This window comes from Streptomyces sp. NPDC014894 (assembly GCF_043080985.1).
Taxonomy (GTDB): Bacteria; Actinomycetota; Actinomycetes; order Streptomycetales; family Streptomycetaceae; genus Streptomyces.
In genome coordinates, this window is sequence record NZ_JBIBWD010000005.1 from 425,967 (window position 1) to 442,292 (window position 16,326).

Annotated in this window: 14 protein-coding genes; 8 read left to right on the forward strand and 6 right to left on the reverse strand. The window is 74.2% G+C overall.

Annotation, left to right across the window (positions count from 1 at the left end):
* Position 1 precedes the first annotated feature (1 nt).
* The 6 genes from ACF089_RS15505 to ACF089_RS15530 all read left to right on the forward strand — a co-directional run bounded on the left by ACF089_RS15505 (position 2) and on the right by ACF089_RS15530 (position 9,208).
* Complete coding sequence (locus ACF089_RS15505; RefSeq protein ID WP_392026306.1) at positions 2 to 946, forward strand: acyltransferase domain-containing protein; 945 nt, start codon at positions 2 to 4, stop codon at positions 944 to 946.
* A 130-nt stretch (positions 947 to 1,076) separates the two neighbouring features.
* Positions 1,077 to 2,210, forward strand: a complete 1,134-nt coding sequence (locus ACF089_RS15510; protein ID WP_392026308.1) for a slipin family protein — start codon at positions 1,077 to 1,079, stop codon at positions 2,208 to 2,210.
* A gap of 262 nt (positions 2,211 to 2,472) precedes the next feature.
* Entirely contained in the window at positions 2,473 to 5,367 is a 2,895-nt protein-coding gene (locus tag ACF089_RS15515) for a DEAD/DEAH box helicase (protein ID WP_392026310.1), read from the forward strand.
* Entirely contained in the window at positions 5,364 to 6,689 is a 1,326-nt protein-coding gene (locus tag ACF089_RS15520) for an SWIM zinc finger family protein (RefSeq protein WP_392026312.1), read from the forward strand. The genes ACF089_RS15515 and ACF089_RS15520 overlap by 4 nt, the downstream gene beginning before the upstream one ends.
* 292 nt (positions 6,690 to 6,981) lie before the next feature.
* On the forward strand, positions 6,982 to 8,319 hold the full coding sequence (locus ACF089_RS15525; protein WP_392026314.1) for an amidohydrolase: 1,338 nt from the start codon (positions 6,982 to 6,984) through the stop codon (positions 8,317 to 8,319).
* A gap of 148 nt (positions 8,320 to 8,467) precedes the next feature.
* Positions 8,468 to 9,208 (forward strand): chaplin, encoded by a 741-nt coding sequence (locus ACF089_RS15530; RefSeq protein WP_392026316.1) that lies wholly within the window; start codon positions 8,468 to 8,470, stop codon positions 9,206 to 9,208.
* Positions 9,209 to 9,252: 44 nt separating this feature from the next.
* Here ACF089_RS15530 and ACF089_RS15535 read toward each other — a convergent pair whose 3' ends face one another.
* Entirely contained in the window at positions 9,253 to 9,711 is a 459-nt protein-coding gene (locus ACF089_RS15535; protein WP_392026317.1) for a hypothetical protein, read from the reverse strand.
* Between the two features lie 83 nt (positions 9,712 to 9,794).
* Positions 9,795 to 9,965 (reverse strand): hypothetical protein, encoded by a 171-nt coding sequence (locus tag ACF089_RS15540; protein WP_392026319.1) that lies wholly within the window; start codon positions 9,963 to 9,965, stop codon positions 9,795 to 9,797.
* 301 nt (positions 9,966 to 10,266) lie between these two features.
* Here ACF089_RS15540 and ACF089_RS15545 point away from each other — a divergent pair, with 301 nt between their 5' ends.
* Complete coding sequence (locus tag ACF089_RS15545; protein WP_392026321.1) at positions 10,267 to 10,701, forward strand: cupin domain-containing protein; 435 nt, start codon at positions 10,267 to 10,269, stop codon at positions 10,699 to 10,701.
* Between the two features lie 277 nt (positions 10,702 to 10,978).
* Here ACF089_RS15545 and ACF089_RS15550 read toward each other — a convergent pair whose 3' ends face one another.
* From ACF089_RS15550 to ACF089_RS15565, 4 genes are all read right to left on the reverse strand, one after another.
* Entirely contained in the window at positions 10,979 to 11,881 is a 903-nt protein-coding gene (locus ACF089_RS15550) for a pseudouridine-5'-phosphate glycosidase (RefSeq protein ID WP_392026323.1), read from the reverse strand.
* A 119-nt stretch (positions 11,882 to 12,000) separates the two neighbouring features.
* Positions 12,001 to 13,242 carry an MFS transporter gene (locus ACF089_RS15555; protein ID WP_392026470.1) on the reverse strand — a complete coding sequence of 414 codons (1,242 nt, stop codon included), beginning with the start codon at positions 13,240 to 13,242 and terminating at the stop codon, positions 12,001 to 12,003.
* A 238-nt stretch (positions 13,243 to 13,480) separates the two neighbouring features.
* Entirely contained in the window at positions 13,481 to 14,011 is a 531-nt protein-coding gene (locus ACF089_RS15560) for a methylated-DNA--[protein]-cysteine S-methyltransferase (RefSeq protein WP_392026325.1), read from the reverse strand.
* Positions 14,012 to 14,101: 90 nt separating this feature from the next.
* Positions 14,102 to 15,049, reverse strand: a complete 948-nt coding sequence (locus ACF089_RS15565) for a glycerophosphodiester phosphodiesterase (RefSeq protein WP_392026326.1) — start codon at positions 15,047 to 15,049, stop codon at positions 14,102 to 14,104.
* 280 nt (positions 15,050 to 15,329) lie between these two features.
* On the opposite strand from ACF089_RS15565, the gene ACF089_RS15570 reads away from it, so the two are divergent.
* Positions 15,330 to 16,223: an MHYT domain-containing protein gene (locus tag ACF089_RS15570; RefSeq protein WP_392026328.1), complete on the forward strand. Its 894-nt coding sequence runs from the start codon at positions 15,330 to 15,332 to the stop codon at positions 16,221 to 16,223.
* Positions 16,224 to 16,326 lie beyond the last annotated feature (103 nt).

A 16,326-nucleotide genomic window follows, 5' to 3' on the forward strand; every position in this document is an offset into this window, starting at 1 on the left:
GATGACCGACACGAGGGCGGAGCTGCCCGAGACCGACGCGCTGGCGGAGGAGCTGGTGGATCTCGCGGCGCCCCACGAGGACATCACGGAACTCCTCGCCCTGCGGCGGCGGATGGCCACGGACCCCGGACTCCGCCGGGAGCTGGAATCGGCGGTCGGCGGCCTGGTCGAGGACATGGGGGTGATCGACGGCGGCGCGGAGCCGCCGGCCTTCGCGGAGCCGGGCGGTTCCGCCGCCGCGGTGGACCGCTACCTTCCGGTGTACGTGTTCCTCGCCGCGCTTCCCCACGTCCGGGCCTTCCATCGCGAGCGTTCGGTCCCCGCCGACGTCTCCCGCCGCACCCTCGCCGACCTGGGACGTCAGATGGCCCTTCACCGCGCCGCACACGGTGCGGGAGGGCTGCCGGCGCCCTGGTGGCTGCGGCTCCACTTCCGGGGCGAGCTGTACCAGCTGGGCCGGCTGCAATTCCAGCGGAGCCGTCTCGGCGACGCTCCCGGTGCGGCGGTCCGGTCCGCCGGGCTGCCCCACGGACCGGGTGACCCCGTCCTGGAGCTGCATATTCCGGACTTCCTCGGACCGCTCACCCCGGAGGCGTGCGATCGGTCGCTCGCACGGGCCGGCGCGTTCTTCGCCCGCTCCTTCCCCGAGGAGCCCTACGCGCTCGCCGCGTGCGACTCCTGGCTGCTCGACTCCCAGCTCGCGGGGTATCTGCCCGCGCATTCCAACATCCGGAGCTTCCAGGACCGTTTCCGCGTTCTGACCGACCGGACGGAGATCGCCGACAAGTACCCGGTCCAGTTCGTCTTCGGCGACCCCGAGCTGCCGTGGGACACGCTGCCGCGCCGCACGGCCCTGGAACGCGCCGTCGGGGACCATCTGAGGGCGGGCGGCCACTGGTACGGCGGCCGTGGCTGGTTCCCGCTGCCGGGCAGCCACCTCCCCTGAACGATCCGGTACGGGGGGCTCCGCGGCCGGCGCGGGCATCGGTCTGCGCCCGGGGGGAATATGGCCTCATCGGGCAAACCGGGCATACCTTGGTAGGTGGGTCTCCGGCTCGCCCGAAGGGGGTGCCCCGATGCTCGAAGCACTGGTGCTCGCGGTGGTGGTGGTCGGCTGCTGCGCCCTGGCGTACGCGACGGCGGCGGCCAGGGTCGTCAAGCAGTACGAGCGGGGTGTGGTGTTCCGCCTCGGAAGGCTCCACGGCGGCGTCCGAGGGCCGGGATTCACCATGATCCTTCCGGTGGTGGACCGGCTTCGCAAGGTCAATATGCAGATCGTCACCATGCCGGTCCCCGCCCAGGAGGGCATCACCCGGGACAATGTCACGGTCCGCGTCGACGCCGTCGTCTACTTCCGGGTCGTCGAGGCGGCGGACGCGATCATCGAGGTCGAGGACTACCGCTTCGCCGTCTCCCAGATGGCGCAGACCTCGCTGCGGTCCATCATCGGCAAGAGCGACCTGGACGATTTGCTCTCCAACCGGGAGAAGCTCAACCAGGGACTTGAGCTGATGATCGACAGCCCGGCGATCGGGTGGGGCGTGCAGATCGACCGGGTCGAGATCAAGGATGTGTCCCTCCCCGAGGCCATGAAACGGTCGATGGCACGCCAGGCCGAGGCCGACCGTGAGCGCCGGGCCCGAGTGATCAACGCGGACGCGGAGCTCCAGGCGTCGAAGAAGCTCGCCCAGGCGGCCGGTGTGATGTCCCAGGAGCCCGCGGCGCTCCAGCTGCGACTGCTCCAGACCGTGGTCGCGGTCGCCGCGGAGAAGAACTCCACGCTGGTGCTGCCCTTCCCGGTGGAACTGCTCCGATTCCTGGAGCGGGCCCAGCAGCCCCAGCCGACGCAACAGCCCCAGCAGCCCCAGCGGCCGCGGAGCGAGCCGTCTGCCCCGGAGGTACCCGGCGCCGCCGAGCAGCCCGGTCTCGACGCCTCCGCTCCGGAGCCTCCCCCGGCCCTGGACGCAGCCGGTCAGGAGGCCCCGGAACGGTCCCTGGACCCTCCCGCGACAGAGGATCCGGGCCGTCTGCTCGGCACGTCCGACGTACCCGATGTATCCGATGTATCCGACGTACCCGACGCGGTGCGGGCGGACCGCCCCGACGGGAGCGCGGCCCCGGCCCGGGGGCTGGACCCCGCTCCCGGCGGCCGCCCGGCCCGCCCGCGTCGGCAGCCCCCGGCCACACCGCCCCTGCCCCCGGCGGCGTGAGGGGCGATCCCCGTCCCGCGCCCGGTCCACCGGCCGGACGCCGAAGAGCCCCGGCGCCCCGCCCGGCCCCGCCCGCCGCGCCGACCTCGTTGTCGAACGCCGGTGAGCCTCGGTGCGCCGGTCGCCCGCGAACCCCGACGCCGTCCCCCGAACCGACTCTGAGCAGGGACAATGACGTCGAGCGACGTCGTTGTCAGACCCCACCCGTAAGGTCGTGGGTGTCAGTGGCCGACACGGATCCGACGGAGGGGAGGCGGCCCGTATGACGTCCGAGACACCCCGCGCGCCGTACGCCCGTGCCGCGGTCTTCCTGCCCGCCGCGCTGCCGCGCGAGGGCCGGATCGCCTTCTGGGACCCGGACGCCTCCGCCCCGCCCGCCGACGGGATCACCGGCGAGATCACCGTCGTCCTTCCCGCCCCGCCCGGACGATCCCCCGATGACGCCGGGCGGCCGTCCCCCGATCCTGCGGCGGACCTCCGCGAACACACCGTCCCCGCCCTGATCCTCCCCGTCGCCGAGGCCCTGCCGCTGCTGATCGGGGCCCGCCGCCATCCCGGGGCGCACCCCGCCGCGGCCTGCTGGGGAGCGGCGGCGCTGCACGCCGTCCATCTGGCGGCGCGCGGCAGACTGCTGCCCGGACTGACCGCGACCGACCACGACGCCTGGCGCGCCGGCCCCCTGGACGCCGACGACATCGCCCAGCTGCGCGCGATCGCCGCCGCGATGCCGTACGAGGCGTACGCGACGCCCGCGCCCGGTTCAGAGCCGGCCGAACCGCTCCTGCCCGATCCGGAAGCGCTGGTACGGGTTTTCTTCGACGCGGTCGCCGACACTCTGCCCCGCACCCCCGCCGCAGCCTTCGCGGCGGGCGCGCCCTTCGCCGCGGCGGAGCCCCAGCGGATGCCCGGCGCGCGGGAGTGGGCCGCCGAGGCGGCGGCCGGCATGGACGCCGGGGTGCGGGTCTCGCTGCGGCTGGACCTCTCGGCCCTGCGCCTCTTCGACACGGCCGCCGAGGAGGAGGCGGCCGAGCCCGTCCGCAGCGCCGGGGCGGCCGTCGTCCAGGTGCACAGCCTCGCCGACCCGACCCTCGTCATCGACGCGGCCCGGCTCTGGGCCGGGGACGGCGACGAACGCTTCGGCCCCCGCGCCCGCATCGACGCGGTGCTCGCGCTGCGCCGTGCGGCCCGTGTCTGGCCCCCGCTCGCGGGGCTGCTGGAGCGCGATGTGCCCGATGTGCTGCCTCTCGCCGAGGACGAGCTGTACGAACTGCTGGGTCCCGGAGCCGCCAGGCTGTCCGCCGCCGGAGTCGCCGTCCACTGGCCGAGGGAGCTGGCGCGCTCGCTCTCCGCCACCGCCGTCGTCCACCAGCCCGCCCCCGGTTCGGCGACCGACGGCACTCCCTTCTTCGACAGCGCGGAGCTGCTGAAATTCGACTGGCGGCTGGCGCTCGACGGCGAGCCGCTGACCGAGGGGGAGATGGACGCGCTGGCCGAGTCCCACCGGCCGATCGTGCGGCTGCGGGACCAGTGGGTGGTGGTCGACCCCGACCTCGTCCGCAAGGCCCGCAAGCGCGAGCTGGGCCTGCTCCAGCCGGTGGACGCCCTCGCCGTCGCGCTGACCGGCACCGCCGAGGTCGACGGCGAGACGGTGGAGGCCGTGCCCACCGGGGCGCTGGCCGTACTGCGCGACCGCCTCATCGGGGGAGCGGCCCCGGTGGAGGCCCCCGAGGGCCTCACCGCGACCCTGCGCGACTATCAGCTGCGCGGGCTGGCCTGGCTGGATCTGATGACCTCCCTGGGCCTCGGGGGCTGTCTCGCCGACGACATGGGGCTCGGCAAGACCGTCACCGTCATCGCCCTCCACCTCCACCGCGACCGCCCGGCCCCGACGCTGGTCGTCTGCCCCGCCTCCCTCCTCGGCAACTGGCAGCGGGAGATCAACCGCTTCGCCCCCGGCGTCCCGGTGCGCCGCTTCCACGGAGCGGACCGGACCCTGCCCGGGGCCGGAGAGGGCGGCTTCGTGCTCACCACCTACGGCACGATGCGCACCAGCGCGGAGCGGCTCGCCGCGCAGAGCTGGGGCATGGTCGTGGCCGACGAGGCACAGCACGTCAAGAACCCGTTCTCCGCCACCGCGAGGGCCCTGCGCACCATCCCCGCGCCGGCCAGGGTCGCGCTGACCGGCACCCCCGTGGAGAACAACCTCTCCGAGCTGTGGGCCCTGCTGGACTGGACGACCCCGGGACTGCTGGGCCCGCTCAAGGCGTTCCGCGCCCGGCACGCCCGGGTCGTGGAGCTGGGCGAGGACGAGCAGGCGGCCGAACGCCTCGCCCGGTTGGTCCGCCCCTTCCTGCTGCGGCGCAAGAAGTCCGACCCGGGCATCGTGCCCGAGCTGCCGCCCAAGACGGAGTCCGACCACCCGGTCGCCCTCACCCGCGAGCAGGCGTCGCTGTACGAGGCGGCCGTACGGGAGATGATGGCCGCCATCGAGGGCGCGGAGGGCATCGCCCGCCGCGGACTGGTGATGAAGCTGCTGACCGACCTCAAACAGATCTGCAACCATCCGGCGCAGTTTCTGAAGGAGTACGGCCGCGCGGCGGCCGACGGCACGGGACCGCGGCTCGCCGGACGCTCGGGCAAGCTCGCGCTCCTCGACGAACTGCTGGAGACGATCCTCGCCGAGGACGGATCGGTGCTCGTCTTCACCCAGTACGTCACCATGGCCCGGCTGCTGTCGGAGCATCTCGCCTCCCGCGCGATCCCCTCCCAGCTGCTCCACGGCGGCACCCCGGTCGCGGAGCGCGAGCGCATGGTGGACCGCTTCCAGTCCGGCGGCGCACCGGTGTTCATCCTCTCCCTCAAGGCGGCGGGCACCGGTCTCAATCTGACCCGGGCCGGCCATGTCGTCCACTTCGACCGCTGGTGGAATCCGGCCGTCGAGGAGCAGGCGACGGACCGCGCCTATCGCATCGGCCAGACCCAGCCCGTACAGGTCCACCGTCTGATCGCGGAGGGCACCGTGGAGGACCGCATCGCCGAGATGCTCGCCGCCAAACGGGCCCTCGCGGACGCCGTCCTCGGCTCCGGGGAGGTCGCGCTGACCGAGCTGACCGATCGGGAGCTGGCCGACCTCGTCTCCCTGCGGAGGCCCTCATGACCCCGTCCCCCGGCCGTGACGCCGAGCCCGCCGGCTCCCCGGCCCGTCCGGGGCGAGGCGCTGTCCGCCGCGGCCGTCGCGGCGGGTCCCCGGCCGGCCGCACCGACGACCGGCGTCGTACGTTCCCCGCGCCGGCCCCTCTCCCGCCCGGGGAGTCCGCGGCCAGCTGGTGGGGAAACGCCTGGGTGGAGGCGCTGGAGGAGACCGCCCTCGACCCCGCGAGGCTCGCCCGGGGCCGGGCCTACGCGGGACGCGGCCAGGTGGACGCGATCACGGTCACGCCCGGCCGGGTCACGGCGTACGTCCACGGCTCCCGTGCCCGTCCGTACCGTACGGAGATCCGGCTGCGGACGCTCTCCGACGACGACTGGAACGACTTCCTCGCCGCCGCGGCCGCCCGGCCCGACCACATCGCGGCCCTGCTCGACAAGGATGTGCCCCACGCCCTCGCGGACGCGGCGGAACTGCTGCCCGCCGCCGGGGACCTGATCCCCGACTGCTCCTGCCCCGACGACGGTTACCCCTGCAAGCACGCCGCCGCGCTCTGCTACCAGACCGCACGGCTGCTGGACGAGGACCCGTTCGTGCTGTTCCTGATGCGCGGCATGGGCGAGCGAGAGATCCTCGCCGCCCTCGCCCACCGCAACGCCACCCGGTCGGCGGCCGAGCGGAACGCCGCGACGGCCGCCGCGCCGCCGACCGTCCCGGCCCGTGAGGCGCTCGCCCCCCGCGGGCTCCCCGCACTGCCGCCCCCCTTCCCGGCCCCCGCCCATCCAGGCCGTCCCCCCGCCTACCCCCAGGCGGCGTCGGCCCCCGATCCGCTCGCCCTGGACCTGCTCGCGACCGAGGCGGCCGCCCGCGCCCACACCCTGCTCGTCAGCGGCTCCGACCCCATCGCCGAACTCACCGTCTGGCAGGACGCGGTCCGGCTGGCGGCGGCCCACCCCGGCTCCGGCCTCACCGCCTCCACCCGGGCCCTCTACCGCGACCTCGCCGGGGCGACCGGCCGCACCCCCACCGAGCTGGCCCGGGCCGTCGCCGCCTGGCGGCAGGGCGGTATGGCCGCCCTGCGCGTGCTCGAAGAGCCCTGGGACCCGCCCGCGGGGCCCTTCGACCGCGCCCGCCCCGCCCTGACAGCCGCCGACTTCCCCGACTTCCGCCCCTGGCGCAACCATCTCTCCACCTCCGCGCTCCAGCTCCGTTTCGGCCGGGACGGACTCTGGTACGGATACGAGTCGGACACCGGCCGCGAGGACTGGTGGCCGCGCGGGACACCGGACGCCGATCCCGTCGGGGCGCTCACCGCCCTGATCGGCAGATGATCCCCGGCCCGGCGCGACCTCTGCCGCGAGCCTCCGGCGCGCGAGCCTCGGGCGCGGGCCGCCGAAGCGCCCGCGCGGCCGGCCGCCCCGGGCGACCAGGACCCTGCCGTGCCGAGGCCCCCGTCCCGGGCCCCGAAGTCCCAGGCCCCCGAAGTCCCGTGTCCCGCCCGGAGCGGCCCCGGTCGCCGACACGGCCGGAAATGATCCCGGCACGACGCGGCCGGGGACACCGCGGGGCGGTACGGACGTTGACCGGGGGACGGACGACGGGAGAGCGGGAGGAGGGCCGGAGATGGCCGACCTCGTCATCGACGGATGCACCGCGCTGGTGCACGACCGGCACGGCACGGTCGGATTCTCGGCGGAGACGTCCGTCGTCATCCGGGACGGGCTGATCGCAGCCGTGATCCCGTCGCGCGAGGCCGCCCGGACCGAGGCCGCCGAGCGGATCGACGGCCGGGGGCTGCTCGCCATGCCCGGACTGATCAACTGCCATACCCACACACCGATGGTCGCGCTCCGCGGGATCGCCGAGGACCTTCCCATCGATGCCTGGTTCAACGACTGGATTTGGCCAATCGAGTCGCACCTCACCGACCGCGTCGTGGAGCTGGGGGCGAAGCTCGCCTGCGCCGAGATGATCCGGGGCGGGGTGACGACCTTCGCCGACCACTACTTCGCCATGGACCGGGTGGCGGCCGCCGTCGCCGAGAGCGGACTGCGCGCCAATCTCGGCTGGGCCTACTTCTCCGGACAGGGCCCCGAGGCCCGGGAGCGCTCGCTCGACTTCGCGCTGCGCGCGCGGGGCGCGGCCGACGGACGGATCACCACCTCGCTCGCCCCGCACGCTCCCTACACCGTCGACGACGCGGATCTGGCCGCCACGGCGGCGCTCGCGGCCGAGCACGGGCTGCTCGTGCACATCCACGCCGCCGAGAGCGCGGCGCAGACCGCGACCAGTGTGCGGCGGCTCGGACGGACCCCGATCGAGACCCTCCGGCGCGCCGGACTGCTCGACGGCGACCTCCTGATCGCCCACGGCACCGGGATCACCGAGGGGGACCTGGATCTGCTGGGCGCCGCCCGGGGCCGGATCGCGGTGGCGACCGCGCCCCGCGGGTATCTGAAATTCGCCTGGGGGCCCACCCCGCTCCGGGGCCTGGCGGCGGCCGGCGTCCCCGTGGGGCTGGCCACCGACGGCGCCGCCTCGAACAACACGCTCGACGTGTGGGAGAGCATGACGCTCACCGCCCTGGTGCAGAAGGCGTCCGAGGGCGATCCGACCTGGCTCACCGCCCGCCAGGCCCTCGATCACGCCACCGCCCAGAGCGCCCGCGCCGTCGGCCTCGGGGAGCGCGTCGGCGCGCTCGCGCCCGGGCGGGCGGCCGATGTGATCCTGGTGGATCTCACCGGCCCGCACACCCGGCCGGTCCACGACCTGGCCGCCACGCTGGTGCACAGCGCCCGCTCCGGCGACGTGCTCACCACGATCGTCGCGGGCAGGGTCCTCATGCGGGACCGCCGGCTGCTGACGCTCGACGTGCCGGAGATCGCGGCGGAGCTGGAGGCCGAGCTGCCGGCGCTGGCCGGACGGCGCGACGGCGGACCGATCCAGGAGTACGACGCCTGAGCGGCCGTACAGATGTTCCGGGGACATCGGGGCGCACCGCCCACTCGATGGGGTGAACATGGCCTCCCGCGTGGGCCGAAGGAGTGGCGCGAGTCGTTGTCCGGGATGCGGGCAGGCGCCCGCGCGGACCTTCCGAAAGCAGGGAACCATGAGGCAACTTCACCGAAGGGGACTGGCCGCCGTGATGCTCACGGGCGGTGCGCTCGCCATGGCGGGCCAGGCGCAGGCCGACTCCGTCGCGGACGGCGGAACGGCCGGTTCCCCCGGTGTGATCGCGGGCAACGCGGTGCAACTCCCCGTGCACCTCCCGGTCAACGTCTGCGGGAACACGGTCAACGTCGTCGCGCTGCTCAACCCGGCGTTCGGCAACACCTGCGAGAACACCTCGCACGACGGCCCGCCCGCGAACGGCTCCAACGGCGGCGGGGCGATCGCCCAGGGAGGTGCGACGAACTCCCCCGGCGTCGTCTCCGGCAATGGCGTACAGCTCCCGATCGACCTCCCGGTGAACGCCACGGGCAACTCGGTGAATGTCGTCGGCCTGCTCAACCCCGCGTTCGGCAACTCCTCGGGCAATCACTCCGAGCCGCCCATCACCGTCGAGCCGCCCACCCTGCCCAAGCCGGTGACGCCGCCGAAGCCCGTCACACCGCCCAAGCCGGTGACGCCTCCGAAGGTCGTGCCCCCGGAGAAGCCGCAGCAGCCGCAGGAGCCGCCGTCGGTGAAGCCGATCGACTCGGGTCCGTCCCCCGCGTCCGGCCCGTCCAAGGCGCTCGCCAACACCGGAGCCGGCCCTGTGGGCTATGCCGTTCCGGCCGGCGCCGTTCTGCTGCTGGGCGGCGTCGCGCTCTACCACCGGGGCCGCCGCATCCGCCGCGCCGAGGGCTGAGCGGGACAGGGCGGCGGCGCCCGGCCTTCGACGGGCGCCGGGATTCAGCGGACGCTCGGCGCCGCCGCCCCGATGAACTCCGACAGCGTCTCGCGCGCCTGCTCCGAGCGCTGTGAGCGGTCCTCCTCGTCAGGCGCCTCGTGCATACAGTTCGTCACCTCGAAGGCGGCCGCCGCCAGCGCCAGGGTCTGCGGCTCCTCGCACACCAACTGCACCCGGATCAGCGCCTGATGGGCGCTTGAGCGCAGCCGGTAGGAGTCGATCCGGGCCTCCTCGGCCTCCGTGCTGCCCGGGGTGAGCTGCGCCCGGTGCCAGCGGTCGTTCTGGCCGCGCCGGTAGTCGACGAGGGCCCCCGCGAAGTTGCTGTACGCGGAGATCCGCTCCTGGCGCAGCTGCTCGGCCCGGGTGAGCGCCGCGGTGCGCTCGGTCGTCAGGCGCTGGAACACATGGGTGACCACTGAGCCGAGCAGAGTGCCGATGACCGCGATGACGGCTGTCTCCATGGTGCTTACTTCCCGGGGTGTGAAGGGCTGAGGGGGCGGAAGCGCCGAGCCGCTCAACAGGCGAGGCGGCTCGGCGTGGTCGGTCAGGTGTGGGGCGGTTCCCGCGACGTGATCACACGGCGAAGCACCATCAGATCATCGCAGTGGAGACGGACGTCAAGGCCCAGGTCGATCACGCCCGGGCCGCCGCCCGCCGCGGGCTCGGCGATGCCGCTCCGGATGTGGCGGCAGCCGGGGAGGGCGGACGCGTCCACGGTCCGCTCCGGGCGAGCGGCGACCGTGCCCCCGGGTCCGCTCGCCGCCCCGCCGCCGTCCTTCTCGGCGCGATTCCGCTTCGTGCTCCGCCCCCGGAACGTCGCTCCCGGAGGGCTCTCCTCTTCTGGCCGGATCTCTTTCCGGCCCTTTTCGGTTTCGGTAGCGTGCCCGTTTTCGGCGACGGGTCAGAGCCGGGCGTCCGCAGGGGAACGTCCGCTCCCTGCCGAAGAGTTGGAGGATTCCATGGGGCTGAAGGGCAGGCTGGGGAGAGTGGGACGGCTGAGGCGCATTTGGGGAGCGATGCTTCTCACCGCCTCTCTCGGCCTCATAGCGACGGTGCCGTCCGCCGCGAACGCCACTCCCGGAAGCGGTGTCACCGGCACGGTGCTCGCCCAGGGCGTCTCCAAGGGAAAGCTGAAGTTGAAGGCCAAGGGTCCCACCGATGTGGTCGTCCGGACGATCACCATCGACCCGGGGGGCTCCACCGGCTGGCACTACCACGACGGCCAGTTGCTGGTCCTCGTCCAGTCCGGCACGCTGACCCGGACCCTGGAGGACTGCTCGGTCGAGGTGACCCCGGCCGGATCCGCCTTCGTGGAACCGTCGGGACCGGAGCACCGGCACATCGGACGAAATCTCGGGACCGAACCGGTGGTGCTCTATCTGACCTATGTACTGCCCAAGGGCAGCCCGCTCTCCGTCGGGGTGGAGGCGCCGTCCTGCGCGGGGGAGTGACGCGCCGTCCGACGGCTCCCGGGAGCCGGGCGCGGCCGGCCGGACGCCGACGACGACCGGGATGACCGCTTCCGCCACCGCCCGGCAGTGCGGTCGGAGCGCGCGGAGCCGCCGTTCACCGGGCCCCGGCCCGTGCCGCCGCCGCGCGCGGGCCGCCGGGGATCCGCGCGGTCGTCGTGCGGTCGTCGTGCGGGGACATCCCGGCACCGGACCGGAGGTTCCCGACGCCGCGTGACCCGCGCCGCCGCTCGGAGGGCCGCCGTGACCGTACGGGTGCTCAGAGGGCCGCCGCGACCTGCGCCGCCAGACGGGCGTTGCCGCGTACCGCCGCCACATTCGCCTCCAGCGACGCGCCCCCGGTCCGCCGGGCCAGCGAGTCGAGCAGGAACGGGGTCACCGCCTGGCCCCTGATGCCCCGCTCGCGGCACTCGTCCAGCGCCTCGCCCACGACCCGGTCGTGCAGTTCCGGGTCGAGCTGCTCCGACTCCGGCACCGGCTGGGCGACGATCAGCGCCGATTCCGGAGCGCCCAGCGCCCGCCGCGCGCGGACCACCTCGGCGACCTCCTCGGGGCTGTGCGCCGTCCAGTCCACCGGCTCCCCGGAGGACGACAGACAGAAGCCGGGGAAGCGGTCGGTCCGGTAGCCGAGCACGGTCACCCCCAGCGTCTCCAGCCGTTGCAGCGTCGCCGGGACGTCGAGCACCGACTTCACTCCCGCGCACACCACCGCGATCCCGGTCTCCGCCAGCGTCCGCAGATCGGCCGACTCGTCCTGCTCACGCGTCCACTCGCGATGCACCCCGCCGAGCCCGCCGGTCGCGAGGACCCCGATCCCCGCCCGGGCCGCCAGAAACGCCGTCGCCGACACCGTCGTCGCTCCGCTCGCCCGGCGCGCCAGGGCGGGCGCGAGGTCGCGCCGGCCGAGTTTGCGCACCTCCGGATCGCGGGCGACCCGTTCCAGCTGCCGTCTCTCCAGGCCGACGCGGACCCGGCCGTCGAGGACGGCGATCGTGGCGGGGACCGCGCCGTGCGACCGTACGCACCCCTCCAGCTCCATGGTCACGGCCAGATTCCGGGGGCGCGGCAGACCATGGGCGATGATCGTCGACTCCAGGGCCACCACGGGCCGGTGGGCGGCGAGAGCTTCCCGTACTTCCTCGGACACCTCGGTGAGCGGCATGTCCCATCCCTGGCACGGCCGCGGGCCGTCCAAACCCGCCGTACGCCGGGGTGGGGGAGCCGGGCCGGGCCGATTTCGCGCACGCCTCGGCGGATCCGGACGGTCCGGCCGCCGCCGGTTCAGCCGGACGGGTCCGTACGCGCTCCGCCGGATCGGCCGCCCGCCCGGCGCACCGCGAGGGCCGCCATCGGGAGCAGCAGCAGCGCGCCCGCCAGATTGAGCGAGCCGTACCCCGCCTGGGCCACGATCAGGCCGGCCATGACGCCGCCGACGCCCGCGGCCGCGTTCATGACCAGGTCGGAGAGCCCCTGGGCGGCGGCTCGGGCGGACGGCGGCACGGATTCGGTGAGCAGCGCCGACGCGGCCACCACCCCCGCCGACCAGCCGAGTCCGAGCAGGAACAGACCGATCGCGACCTGGGTGTGGCTGGGGCCCGCCGTGCCGGCCAGCAGCGCCGAGACCGAGAGCAGCCCCGTCGCGAGGCCGATGACCGCGAGTCTGCCGACCCGGTCGGTCAGCCACCCCATCACCGGGGAGAACGCGTACATGCCCGCGATATGGCCGCTGATGACCAGCCCGATCAGCTCGATGCCCGCACCGTGATGGCTGAGCGCCAGCGGTGTCATCGACATGATCCCCACCATCGCGGTGTGCGACACGGCGGCGGTGACCACCGCGAGCCGGGCCATCGGCGACGCGCGCACGGCCGCCGCCCCGGCCCGCAGCGAGCGGCCCTCGGCGCGGTGGTCGCCGGGGGCGAGGGCCCGGGCGGTGAGCAGCGGATCGGGGCGGAGCAGCAGCTGGACCACCACGGCGGAGATCAGGAAGACCCCGGCCGCCCAGAGGAACGGTCCGGCCTCCGCCGGAATGCCGAGCCCGGAGACGGTACGGCCCGCGGGCGCGGCGACATTGGGGCCGAGGACCGCGCCGACCGTGGTCGCCCAGACGACGAGCGAGATCGCCCGCCCGCGCCGTTCGGGTTCGGCGAGGTCGGCGGCGGCGAACCGAGCCTGGAGATTCGCCGAGGCTCCCGCGCCGAACCCGGCCATGCCGGCGAGCAGCAGCGGGAAGTTCTCCGCGACGGCTCCCAGCACCACCAGCCCCGCGCCCAGCGCTCCGATCAGATAGGCGGCCACCAGCCCGGCGCGCCGGCCCCGGGAGGTCATCAGCGCGGCCAGCGGCGCGGAGAGCAGGGCCGTGCCGGCGACGGTCGCGGTCGGGGCCAGACCGGACAGGGCCGGTGAGCCGCTGACCCGTTCCGCCAGCACGGCGGCGAGCGCGACCCCGATCGCGATACCGAGGCCGCCCAGCACCTGACTGACGACCAGGACGACGGTGGTGCGCCGGCGCAGCGCGGACAGCCGCTCCGCGGAGAGCGGAAGCCCGGCCGGCGGCGCGGCGGCCGGAGCCCGGGCCGCCGGGCCGTCCGCCCGATCGCCGTCGGATATGTCAGGTGTGTCAGGTCCGGTGCTCACTCGCGCAGTCTGTCAGCCCGCGCCTCTTTGTTCACCGGGCCATTCGTCCCTGACCTGCGCTCTCCCGCCCGGGCCGGCGCTGTCGCGGCGCCTGCGGGATCTGCGGGACCTGTGGTGCCGTGGCTCAGAACAGCGGCTCCGGAAGCACTCCCTCCAGCGCCAGCAGCTTCCGCTTGGTCTCCAGGCCGCCGCTGAAGCCGCCCAGCTTGCCGCCCGTCTCCACCACGCGATGGCACGGCACCACCACGGGCAGCGGATTGGCGCCCATCGCCGCGCCCACGGCCTGGGCCGCGCCCGGCTGGCCGACCCGGGCCGCCAGATCCCCGTATCCCACGACGGTGCCGTAGGGGACGCCGGAGGCCAGCTCGCGCAGCACCTCGCGGTTGAACCCGCTGGTCAGGGACCAGTCGAGCGGCAGGGTGAAGGTGTGCGGCCCGCCCTCGAAGTACGCCGTGAACTGGCGTATCGGCTCAGCGAGCAGGCCCGTGGCGTCCTGCGCGCCCTCGCCGCCGAGCCGGTCGGCCAGCCGGCCCAGCTCCCGGTCGCGGACGGCCGGGTCGGCGTGGAAGGCCACGGTGACCAGGCCCTTGTCGGTGGCGGCGAGGAGCAGCGGCCCGACGGCCGTGGTCACGACGGTCCACTCGAAGCTGTTCATGGGACCACCGTACGACCGGGCACTGACAACGCCCTCCGCGCACGCCCCGCCCGGCCCCGCTGCCCGTCCCGGCTCCCCGCCCCGCCCCGTTCAGCCGACGGCGTCCCGCACCACGTCCGGGTGGTCGGTGATGATGCCGTCCACCCCGAAGCCGTCGGCCCGCCGCGCGCCCGCCGCGTCGTTGACGGTCCAGGTGTACACCTGGAGCCGCTCCCCCCGCGCTCCGTCGAGCCGGTGCACCTCGGCGACGTACGCCGACGTGAGAGCGGTGTGCGCCGGGTTGATCCGGTCGGTGAAGGCCGCGTACGAGGGCAGCTCGGCGACCGGGGGCATGCCCAGGAAGCCCGTGATCACGTCCGGGCGGAGGCGGTGCACCGCCCGCACACTGTCGGCGCCGAAGCTCTGGACGACCAGCCTCCGCGCGACGTGGGAGCGGTCGAGCCAGCCCTCCTCGCCCAGCACCCGCAGGGTGTCCCGCTCGATGCCCGGGTGCAGCTCGGGCCGTTTGATCTCCAGCAGCAGCCGCTGGCCGTTGCGTTCGACGCGGTGCAGATACCGCCGCAGCGTCGGTACGCGCTCCCCGGCCCACCGGGGCCCGAACCAGCCGCCCGCGTCCAGGGTGGCGATCTCGGCGGCCGTGAAGTCACCCACCCGCCAGGGCGCGCGCCCGGGGAAGCGCTCCTCGACGTCGGTGGTGCGGGCGAGGGTCTCGTCGTGGACGACGACCAGTTCGCCGTCCCTGGTGCGCTGGACATCGTTCTCGACCCAGTCGAACCCCATCCGGTCGGCGAGGTCGACGGCGGCGAGCGTGTTCTCCGGCGCGCCGCCCGAGGCGCCCCGGTGGGCGATGACCAGCGGCCGTTCCGAGCGGGCGGGGGCCTCTCCGGCCCGCGCCGCGAGTCCTGTGCGTGCGGCGGGTCCCGCCTGTGCGGAGGGTCCGGGCCGTGCGGCGGGTCCCGCCTGTGCGGCGGGTCCGGACAGGAGCGCGGCGACGGCTCCGAGAGAGGCCGCGGCCACCGCGGCGAGACGTGCGTACACCTGGACTCCTCGGGGGTGTTCGGCCGGTGTGACGAGCGTGTCGGTGTGGCGAGCGTGACACTCGCGGCGGGGCGAGCGACAGAGGGCCATGACTCCACAACATGTACAGATCACCACAGATCGCACCACGTGGGGGTTTCTCCCCAGATAGAGCGCTGGCCAAATGTTTGAGAAATGCTTTTTAGGTCGTACTGTCGCCCCCTGAACAGACGTTCCACCAGCGGCTAAAGGGACCACCGCCAGGGGATCGCGGGATTGCACGGAGCGAAGGAAACACGGCATGCAAGGAACCCTCGACGGTTTCACCTACGGTCTGGTCACCCCGGTGGCCGCCTTTGTGATGGCCTGTCTGGGCGGAGCCCTCGGACTGCGCTGCACCACGAGGTCGGTGCGGACCACGGGCTCGTTCAAGCCGGGCTGGCTCGCGCTGGGCGCGACCTCCATCGGCTCGGGCATCTGGACCATGCACTTCATCGCCATGATGGGGTTCAGCATCGACGAGGCCCCCATCACCTACGACCGGCCGATCACCTTCGCCAGCCTCGGCGTCGCGATCGTCATGGTCGGCATCGGGATCTTCATCGTGGGATACCGGGGGCCCACCGTGATGGCGCTCGGCACCGGAGGCACGATCATGGGCCTCGGCGTCGCCTCCATGCACTACCTCGGCATGGCCGGAATGCGATTCCAGGGCCGTGTCGACTACAGCACCCCCATCGTCGTCCTCTCCGTGGTGATCGCCGTCGTCGCCGCCACCGCGGCCCTCTGGGCGGCCGTCTCGATCCACGGCTTCCTCGCCAGCCTCGGCGCCAGCCTGGTGATGGGCGTCGCGGTGACCGGAATGCACTACACCGGCATGGCCTCGGTCAGCGTCCATCTGCACGGCGCCGTCGGCTTCGGCCCCTCCGGGGACTCGCCGACCAGCCTGCTCGCGCCCATGCTGCTCGGCCCGACCGTCTTCCTGCTCCTCGCCGGCGTCGTGGTCATGTTCGACCCGCTGCTCGTGATGGGCGAGCCCGATCCGGACCGAACCGGCCGCGCCGCCGCCCCGGACCCGCAGCCGTCGACGACGCCCCTCTACGGACAGCGCCCCGGCGACCTCGGCGGACACCGCGAGGACTGGCGCGCCGGGACGCCCCAGCGCCGGGACCAGCCCTACTCCGACAGCTGGTGATCTTCCCCGGACCGCTGTGACCAGGCCCGACGCCCACCGGCACGGGCCTGTTCCGGTGCCGGGGCACGATCCCGCGAGGCCGTGCGGGACCCGGTTGTCAGTG

Bases quoted from the DNA above. Each gene is read 5' to 3' on its own strand.
- ACF089_RS15505 (WP_392026306.1), top strand. From the start codon at position 2: ATGACCGACACGAGGGCGGAGCTGCCCGAGACCGACGCGCTGGCGGAG.
- ACF089_RS15510 (WP_392026308.1), top strand. From the start codon at position 1,077: ATGCTCGAAGCACTGGTGCTCGCGGTGGTGGTGGTCGGCTGCTGCGCC.
- ACF089_RS15515 (WP_392026310.1), top strand. From the start codon at position 2,473: ATGACGTCCGAGACACCCCGCGCGCCGTACGCCCGTGCCGCGGTCTTC.
- ACF089_RS15520 (WP_392026312.1), top strand. From the start codon at position 5,364: ATGACCCCGTCCCCCGGCCGTGACGCCGAGCCCGCCGGCTCCCCGGCC.
- ACF089_RS15525 (WP_392026314.1), top strand. From the start codon at position 6,982: ATGGCCGACCTCGTCATCGACGGATGCACCGCGCTGGTGCACGACCGG.
- ACF089_RS15530 (WP_392026316.1), top strand. From the start codon at position 8,468: ATGAGGCAACTTCACCGAAGGGGACTGGCCGCCGTGATGCTCACGGGC.
- ACF089_RS15535 (WP_392026317.1), bottom strand. From the start codon at position 9,711: ATGGAGACAGCCGTCATCGCGGTCATCGGCACTCTGCTCGGCTCAGTG.
- ACF089_RS15545 (WP_392026321.1), top strand. From the start codon at position 10,267: ATGCTTCTCACCGCCTCTCTCGGCCTCATAGCGACGGTGCCGTCCGCC.
- ACF089_RS15550 (WP_392026323.1), bottom strand. From the start codon at position 11,881: ATGCCGCTCACCGAGGTGTCCGAGGAAGTACGGGAAGCTCTCGCCGCC.
- ACF089_RS15560 (WP_392026325.1), bottom strand. From the start codon at position 14,011: ATGAACAGCTTCGAGTGGACCGTCGTGACCACGGCCGTCGGGCCGCTG.
- ACF089_RS15570 (WP_392026328.1), top strand. From the start codon at position 15,330: ATGCAAGGAACCCTCGACGGTTTCACCTACGGTCTGGTCACCCCGGTG.